The organism is Microcystis sp. LSC13-02, from assembly GCA_002282935.1.
Taxonomy (GTDB): Bacteria; Cyanobacteriota; Cyanobacteriia; order Cyanobacteriales; family Microcystaceae; genus Microcystis.
Genome location: MTBT01000159.1, coordinates 1 through 7,894, shown reverse-complemented (window position 1 = coordinate 7,894; position 7,894 = coordinate 1). Strand labels below are relative to the sequence as shown.

Annotated in this window: 6 protein-coding genes; 1 reads left to right on the top strand and 5 read right to left on the bottom strand. The window is 47.3% G+C overall.

Translation table 11 applies throughout. The annotated features are described in order from the left end of the window. Nucleotides 1–240: 240 nt before the first annotated feature. The 4 genes from BGL89_RS09675 to pilM form a co-directional block, all read right to left on the bottom strand. A complete protein-coding gene (locus BGL89_RS09675; protein WP_286825536.1) occupies nucleotides 241–2,370 on the bottom strand; it encodes a secretin GspD/PilQ domain-containing protein in 2,130 nt (709 codons plus the stop codon). Nucleotides 2,371–2,443: 73 nt separating this feature from the next. Next, nucleotides 2,444–3,235: a pilus assembly protein gene (locus BGL89_RS09670; RefSeq protein ID WP_286825535.1), complete on the bottom strand. Its 792-nt coding sequence runs from the start codon at nucleotides 3,233–3,235 to the stop codon at nucleotides 2,444–2,446. Continuing rightward, nucleotides 3,232–4,005, bottom strand: a complete 774-nt coding sequence (locus BGL89_RS09665; protein WP_286825534.1) for a PilN domain-containing protein — start codon at nucleotides 4,003–4,005, stop codon at nucleotides 3,232–3,234. The genes BGL89_RS09670 and BGL89_RS09665 overlap by 4 nt, the downstream gene beginning before the upstream one ends. 9 nt (nucleotides 4,006–4,014) lie before the next feature. Continuing rightward, nucleotides 4,015–5,130: a type IV pilus assembly protein PilM gene (gene pilM, locus BGL89_RS09660; RefSeq protein WP_286825533.1), complete on the bottom strand. Its 1,116-nt coding sequence runs from the start codon at nucleotides 5,128–5,130 to the stop codon at nucleotides 4,015–4,017. 802 nt (nucleotides 5,131–5,932) lie between these two features. On the opposite strand from pilM, the gene ilvC reads away from it, so the two are divergent. Continuing rightward, a complete protein-coding gene (gene ilvC / locus BGL89_RS09655; protein ID WP_286825532.1) occupies nucleotides 5,933–6,925 on the top strand; it encodes a ketol-acid reductoisomerase in 993 nt (330 codons plus the stop codon). A gap of 94 nt (nucleotides 6,926–7,019) precedes the next feature. Here the strand turns inward: ilvC and BGL89_RS09650 are convergent, their stop codons facing one another. After that, a complete protein-coding gene (locus BGL89_RS09650) occupies nucleotides 7,020–7,808 on the bottom strand; it encodes an ECF transporter S component (protein ID WP_286825531.1) in 789 nt (262 codons plus the stop codon). Nucleotides 7,809–7,894: the final 86 nt, after the last annotated feature.

Genomic DNA, 7,894 nt, shown 5'->3' with positions numbered 1-7,894 from the left:
TAGGGTCTGCTGAAAAAGTTTTTCGGTGGGGGTTGGGGGTTGGGGGTTGGGGGATGGGGGATGGGGGATGGGTTTTACCGATTTTCAGGTGGTCAATTACCTAATTTTCAGAGAAAAAGTCCCGGAATTTTCCTCCGATCACTCCCAGAACTGGTACTTTTTGATTGACAAAAAGTCTAAAAGTCTTACCCAACAAGGTTTTTAGATTTATTCAGCAAACCCTATATAACTGATTACTGATTACTGTCGCGGTTGTACGGGGAAACCTTGACGCTGAAGCATTTCCGCCGCATCTTGGCCCGGTTGATAGTTGATGCCGAGGGTAGAGGTGGCCGTATCCTCGATAATTTTAGGCGTGAGGAGAATAATCACCTCCGAGCGATCGTTGCGATTGGTACGACTGCGGAATAAAGCCCCTAAAATGGGAATATCGCCTAAAATCGGCACTTTTGTCTCAGAACTCTGTTGGCGCTCTTGGATAATGCCGGAAAGAATTAAACTCTGTCCATCCCGGAGACGAATTAAACCAGAAGTCAATTCCCGACGAATCAGAGGGGTAAGGGTGTTGACTGTCAGACCACCGCTATTAAATTGAATTGGAGACCCCGGAGAGGCGATGGTAGGGCTAACCGACAGGGAAATAAAACCGTTATCATCCACCTGATCGACGTTTACCGCTAGAGTTAATCCAGCATCGGCCAGTACAGGGACAGTGGTGCGTTCGCCACTGAGAGGATCTACCTTGGTCTCGACACTTTCTAGCACTTTCTCGGTGAGCTTAACGGTGGCCTGTTGACCTTCCTGCACCACCAGCGAGGGATCGGTGAGAATCTTGGCATTTCCTGTCTGAATTGAGGCTTGCAGGGTCATCAGGAATTTTTGGGGATATTGGAAGAGGGTCGGGGGTTCATAGGTGAAGACATCTGGTTTACCCGGTGTAGTGACTCCGGTGATGGGATTGAACGTGGCTGGTTCACCAGGAGTAAAGTCACTCAATCCGGGCTGAAAAGGATTACTAATCCGACCAAAACTAGGGCGCGAGTAGGGTGTTAGACCCCCTGAAAAGTCACTCGGTCCCTGGTTAACACGGCCAAAGGGAGCGCCATTCTGAATGTCAAGAAAATTTTGAATTTCTGCTGTCCCCGTACCCGATATGATATCAAAAATCGGTACAACAGGCTGTGCGAAAGCCCCCGGTCTGCCTACAGTTGAGCTAGTAGGTGGGTTCATATTACCAAAGTTCAGCACTGCTGCCCCGTTATCTTGAACGAAGAAACCATCGTTAAAACCGAAGGAAAAACTACTGTTAAAGCGGTCTGTATTGAGCAGGTTGACATCGATAACTTTCACATTAACCACCACCTGACGGCGACGAGCATCCAGTTGGGTTAATAAAGAGGTGGCGATCTGGACTTGTCGGGGTTCGCCGATTAAATTGATAGAATTAAGGCGATCATCGGCGGCAATTCTTAAACCAGTTAAAAGTAAGGCAGCTTTTGATCCTTCTGTGTTTTGGGGGGTCAGTGGCTCTAGGGTGGGAGCAACATCCCGGCGACCGGTTACTCGTCCGGTGAGGGGATCGACGATATCCTCGGTTTGGGTAACTAAACGCTGGTATTCCGCCCCTTGGGTGGCGAGGAAAATGGCGGCGGCGACAGCTTTAACTTGATTGAGACGCAGGGTGCGGCTAATCAGATTACGAGCCCCTTGGGGTAATTGCGCCCCGACAAAGATGGTTTTACCCTGACGGTTAGCCTGGAGTCCGGAAATTAACAACACGGCGTTAAAAATGTTTTCCACCGATTCGTTAGTAAATTCCAAGGAAACTGTCTGAGAGGTGGCGTTAGCTTCCCCCTGGGCGCTGGTGAAAACGACGTTATAACCGGCATAGTTAGCAAGGGTCATTAACACTTCTCTAGCGGAAGCTTCCCGCAGTAAAATGCGAGGTACAGTCATATTACGCTCGAATTTGACCTTTTCGGCACTAGCATCGATGTTAGAGATGGCAATATCTCCCACCGGTGGGGCGACGGCCCGGGGTAGGGTGGGAACACCGGGGGCTTGGGGTGCGCCTTGAATGATAATTTCCGGGTTGGGGACAAGGGGCGCACTTTGGGCGAGCAGTTTTTCACTAGCTAAAATGCGATCGCTGATTTCCTTTTGTACGGCTGCGCTTGAAGGGACAAGCTGATTTGGCGACTTTTGTAAATTTTCTTGACTAAACTCTTGCCAAAATTCAACTTTTAATGTAGGGGATTTTAACTCTGAACCATGGAAGGAAATGGGGGTTTCGGCCAAAGCGCTCAGGGGAGCCATCAATAAAAACGAGGCAATTTGGGGGATAAACAGGGCATAGCGGGACGGATTCACTTTAACTTCACTCCTCAACAATTACGGGATTCAACGGACAAAAAACGCAATACTCACACCGGATTGAAGACTATTATCGGGGCGGACTAGCGGGGGGTTGACCAGCGGCGGGGGGTTGACCAGCGGCGGGGGGTGGCGGTGCTAATTTCGCTAATTCTTCGGCATTGAGAGGAATAATCACATCGAGAAGAAAGGTGGTAGTAACGGGTTTATCGCCTTGGGGAACGATAGTGGCTTTATTGTTGCCGGTACTAACCACTTTAACCGCCGATCCTTCCTTTTCTATCTGGGTATTGAGACTGTTTAGCAAAATGAGCGGCTGTAATCTTTCTAAATCCCGAATAACCTCTTGAGTGTTAGCATAGTTCCCTTCGATCTTGACGTTCAGAGTTTGACGTTTGAGCTTATTATTAACCGCGCTACCGAGGGAACCATCGGAAACCACCACTGGTTCTAGTCCTTGGGGTTGGAAGCTAATCAGCTTAACATTGCGAGACTTAAAGATATTACTAATATCTAAGAGAATCGTGCTTAAGTCCTTTTCTTTGGCAAAAAGCGCGAGTATTTGCTGTTTAATAGCTTTTTTTTCTTGCAACTGACTCTCGATTGTTTGGAAGTCGGAGGCTCTCAGACCGCTTTTTTGTTGATCTAACTGTTGTTGTTTGCCAGCTGCATCGTTTTGCAACTGTTGCAAGGTATTATAAGCGGGCATCACCCAGTTAAAAAGCAGATAGAAAGAACCTAGTAAACCCACCACACCAGCAGCGATGCCACTATTGCGGGGAGTAAAAGTTATCCCGAAAGCGATAGGATACTCTTCAAATTCCTCTAATTCCCGATCTTCAAATTCTTCGGCAAAGGTCATGGTTGAATGGCTCCTTGGCGTTTGAGAGTATTAATCCTAGTGACAACTCCGATCGCGCCATTGCGGGCAAGATTGAGCAGTTGTTGAGTAGCGGGAGTATCACTTAATTGGGCGGTGATCACAAATTGAACCGCTTGGGGGAAAGTAATATTAATATTTTTGTACTCATTGTCCACCTGTACGGGTAAATCGGCTAGGGCAGCACTTTCGATCGCGGTTTTCTTGCCCTGTAAAAAAGGAGAAGCTTGCAGGGTTAAGAGATAATCATTTACTGCTTCGTAACTACTGGCAAAACCACTGATTTTTAACTGAGTAGCTGGATTCGGTTGCCCTTGATCTGGGGCGGCGGGAACCTCCACCTGCTGCACACTGGTTAGCTGGACGCTAGGGGGAGTTTGTTGGCGAATTTCTTGAAGAATGGCTGACCAAGGCCTAATCTGATTGAATACAGTTACCAGAGATTGATTTTCTCCTTCTACTGCCGTTAATTGCGCTCTCAGGTCTTCTAGCTTTTTGCTTTGGGCTTGCAGTTGACCTAATTCCGCGTCCAGTTGCTGAATTTTGGCCTGAGTTTCGCTGGTTTGCCAACCGACGATTAAACCGAGTAATCCCGTCAGTGTCAATAATCCGGCCCCCACTCCCACACCGATCAACAGGGGTGTTTGTTTACGCAGGTTAATAGCGGTGGAAATCTTGGCCGCGGGGGTTGTTCCTTTGCCCGTTTGCTGGAGATGGCGATCCTTAAGAAAATTAACGTCAAGACTATACATAATTTTTGTCTATACCTCCCGTAATCCTAAACCGAGAACTGTTCCTAATCCAGGTCTTTCGATATTAGGAATCTCTTGAGTTGTATCTAAGTTCAGTGATGCGATCGGATCGATTGCCATGGCGGGGACGCTGAGACGTTGAGTAAAATATTCGTTTAGTTGCGCTAAACCGCCCCCGGGACCGGCTAAAAGTAACTGGACGATTTCCAGTTCATCACTTTGGTTAAGATAGAAATTAATCGATCGCCGTAACTCATCGGTTAATTCCCCTAAAACGCGCATCATTGCCGTCATCCCGGCGTTAGTAGGGGCCCCGGAAGTGCCGGTATTGGTGCTAAGACTATCAAAGGAAATAATCGGAATTGTCATCCCCAAAAGAATCTCAGGACTGCGGGAGGTGGGCAAATTCATCGCCCTAGAGAGGGCATTTTGTAGCTGGAAAGTGCCGATGGGGACAGTGCGGGAAAATTGGGGAACGCCGTCAACCACGATGGCAATTTCCGTGTTATCAAATTCTATATCAACAATAACGGCGGCTTCATTGGAACTAAACTGTCGCAAATGCTCGCGAATCGTCCGAATTAGGGCAAAACTATTAATTTCTAGCACATCTACCTGTAATCCTGCCTGTTGGAAGGTTTCCATATAGGCATCGGTAATCTCCCGACGAGTAGCAACTAATAATACTTGTACTTTTTCGATCCCGTCTTCATCCTGAAAGTAGCCGAGTTTTTGGTAGTCGAGATCCACTTCCTCGCGAGGATAGGGAAGGTATAAACTAGCCTCATGATTTAAGACCAGATTTCGCAATTCCTGATCGTCCAATTCCGAGGGAATGGGGATAATCCGGATAATTGACTCGCGCATCGGCACACCAGTAGCGACTCGTTTGCTGTTAATTTTATTTTCCTTGAGGACTTCTTGGATTAATTCCGCTAAAGCGGGGGAATCGACGATTTTTCCCTCCTCAAAGATGCCTTCCGGGATATCCGACGAACAACATTTAACTAATTTATAATTTTGTCCCTGTTTGGTGATCTGAGCTATGTTAATACGCTCCGGGGTGATCTCTAACCCAACACCTTGAGGTTTTTTTGTCAATAGCTTTTTAAAAAAACTTACCATAGATTTTCCTGAGCAGCTCTAAGAGAATTAGTGATTAACAAAGCCAATAATTTTTTGACCTGATTTTATCTAGGGTCGATCAAGGCAGTAAATCAGTCTATAAACGATCCTGACTGGGTAAATTACCCAGAAAAGGTAAAAATCGAGAAGAAGATAAGCTATTTCGGCACTAAGTACTAACCCGATTATCTGTGTTCAGATCGAGGTTAATCTTAACTGGGTGAGAGGAGAGGAGAGGAAGTGCCTATTGATGGTGACATTGTAATCAATTTTGGTGAAAGAACCAAGTCTAGACAAAAAACCTAGTTAGGGTTTGCGGCAAAAAGTTTTTCGGTGGTGGCAGGGTGTGGGGTGTGGGGTGTAGGGTTTTACCCATTTTCAGGGGGTCAATTACCTAATTTTCGGGGAAAAAGTCCCGGAATTTTCCCCCCGACCACTCCAATGGTTGGCACTTTTTGAGGTAAAAAAAGTCTAAAAGTCTTACCCAACAAGGTTTTTAGATTTATTTAGCCAAGCCTAGTTAGGGTCTGCTGAATAATGGTAAAACCCTTTTAAAATCAAGGGCAACAAAGCCTGAAACTCCTGACTCCTGACTCCTGACTCCTGACTCCTACCACCACCGAAAAACTTTTTCAGCAGACCCTAGTTAGAATACCCAATTATCTAGAGAAAATTTCAATTTTTCTAGGCACTATTTTTTCCTGACTCCAGGAAACCGGCGATCAAATGCTTCTGACGGGCGTGATTTTCCCGTATAATTAGGAGTTTGCACAGTGACAAAAGAAGTTAAGGAGCGATTTCGATGGCACGAATGTACTATGATGAGGATGCCAATTTAGATTTATTAGCGGGAAAAACGATCGCTATTATTGGTTATGGTTCCCAAGGTCATGCCCACGCATTAAATCTCAAGGATAGTGGCGTTAATGTGATTGTTGGTCTATATCCCGGCAGTAAATCGGCAATCAAAGCCAAAGAAGCCGGTATTCCGGTTTATGATGTGGCCGAAGCCGCTAAAATTGCCGACTGGATCATGATACTCTTACCGGATGAAGTGCAGAAAACGATTTATCTCAACGAAATTGCCCCGAATTTAAGCGCAGGCAAGGTGTTATCTTTTGCCCACGGCTTTAATATTCATTTTGGTCAAGTGGTTCCCCCGGATAATGTCGATGTGGTTATGGTCGCACCCAAAGGACCGGGCCATCTCGTCCGTCGCACCTACGAACAAGGTCAAGGAGTCCCCTGTTTATTCGCCGTCTATCAAGATGCTACCGGCCAAGCACGCGAGCGGGCGATGGCCTACGCTAAAGGTATCGGTGGCACTCGGGCCGGGGTTTTGGAAACCACTTTCCGCGAGGAAACAGAAACCGACCTTTTTGGCGAACAGGCAGTATTATGCGGCGGTTTAAGTGCTTTAATTAAAGCTGGCTTTGAAACCCTCGTGGAAGCTGGTTATCAGCCCGAATTAGCCTATTTTGAGTGTTTACACGAGGTAAAACTGATCGTCGATCTGATCGTCGAGGGCGGTTTAGCCAAAATGCGCGATAGTATTTCCAATACAGCCGAGTACGGTGACTACACTCGCGGTCCGCGGGTGGTGACGGAAGCGACTAAGGCCGAAATGCGGAAAATCCTCGGGGAAATTCAATCGGGACAATTCGCCAGAGAGTTTGTCCTCGAAAATCAAGCAGGTAAACCGGGGTTCACCGCTATGCGTCGTCAAGAGGCAGAACATTCGATCGAAGAAGTCGGCCAAGATCTACGAGCGATGATGAGTTGGCTAAAACGCTAGTCCTCTTTTTTTCCTGCGGGGTTGGACGCAACGGGGCAATTCTTGCCTTTGCGTCCGTCCCGACACCCGACCCCCCAAAAGGAAAACTTCCTACTTAGTAGATCGCCTCTCTTGATTTAACCAGACCGATCGCCCGTAAACCGGCAATCACACCACAACCGATCACCATACCGACGAGGGAACGAATCAGATTTTCTACAGGAATGATCGGAATTAAAGCGATCCAGACTTCTTCGGGCCAGTTAAAAATCGAGTAGGTAATGGCGACGGCCCCTAAATGGGAGAGGCCGCTGGCGGTCCAAGTCCCGCCAAAAATTCCCGCCGCTACTAGGGCCAAATTGCTACCTTTGATCCAATGGGTAAAAAGAGTCCGGGTTGGTAGGATAAATAATACCAAAGCTGACCAATCGACGAAAGCCCCAGCGATAAAGATTCGTGGCGAAATGCCGTTCAGTCCGATCGCCCGGTTAGCGTAGATAAACAGGGGAATCAGAAAAATTAACGTTAATCCTAACCACCAATAACGGCGTTTTTTGCCTAAAACCATCGTTCCCGCCACAAAACTGGATATAATTGCCCCAAAGACCGAAATAGCGGGAATTCCTGCCGTGTAGGGGGCAAGGAAAGCCCCAATTAAGGACCCAATGCCACTAGCGATCGCTCCAGCGATCGGGCCGAGTAACCAACCCAAGAGGGGAAAAACCGCTTGACTGAGGGGCATACTACCGCCGGAAGCGAGGACAATGGAGAAGGGAATAAAAGAAAGGGTAGTGACAATGGCCGCTAAGACGACAATATAGGCGATCGGCGCACCATCAATGGCGGCACTACTGACAGCTTCCACTTTGCGTTCTTCGCCTTCGGGGATAATATCTAGGGTCATCGAAAATTTTGGGTCTGAAACCCCGTCGTTCTACGACGGCTTTACCGTTAAATACTAGCGCATTTACCAAATATATGCTAAAATGT

What these genes read in the sequence shown, in the direction of transcription:
- BGL89_RS09650 (WP_286825531.1), bottom strand. Translation starts at nt 7,808, where the DNA reads ATGACCCTAGATATTATCCCCGAAGGCGAAGAACGCAAAGTGGAAGCT.
- pilM (WP_286825533.1), bottom strand. Translation starts at nt 5,130, where the DNA reads ATGGTAAGTTTTTTTAAAAAGCTATTGACAAAAAAACCTCAAGGTGTT.
- BGL89_RS09670 (WP_286825535.1), bottom strand. Translation starts at nt 3,235, where the DNA reads ATGACCTTTGCCGAAGAATTTGAAGATCGGGAATTAGAGGAATTTGAA.
- ilvC (WP_286825532.1), top strand. Translation starts at nt 5,933, where the DNA reads ATGGCACGAATGTACTATGATGAGGATGCCAATTTAGATTTATTAGCG.
- BGL89_RS09665 (WP_286825534.1), bottom strand. Translation starts at nt 4,005, where the DNA reads ATGTATAGTCTTGACGTTAATTTTCTTAAGGATCGCCATCTCCAGCAA.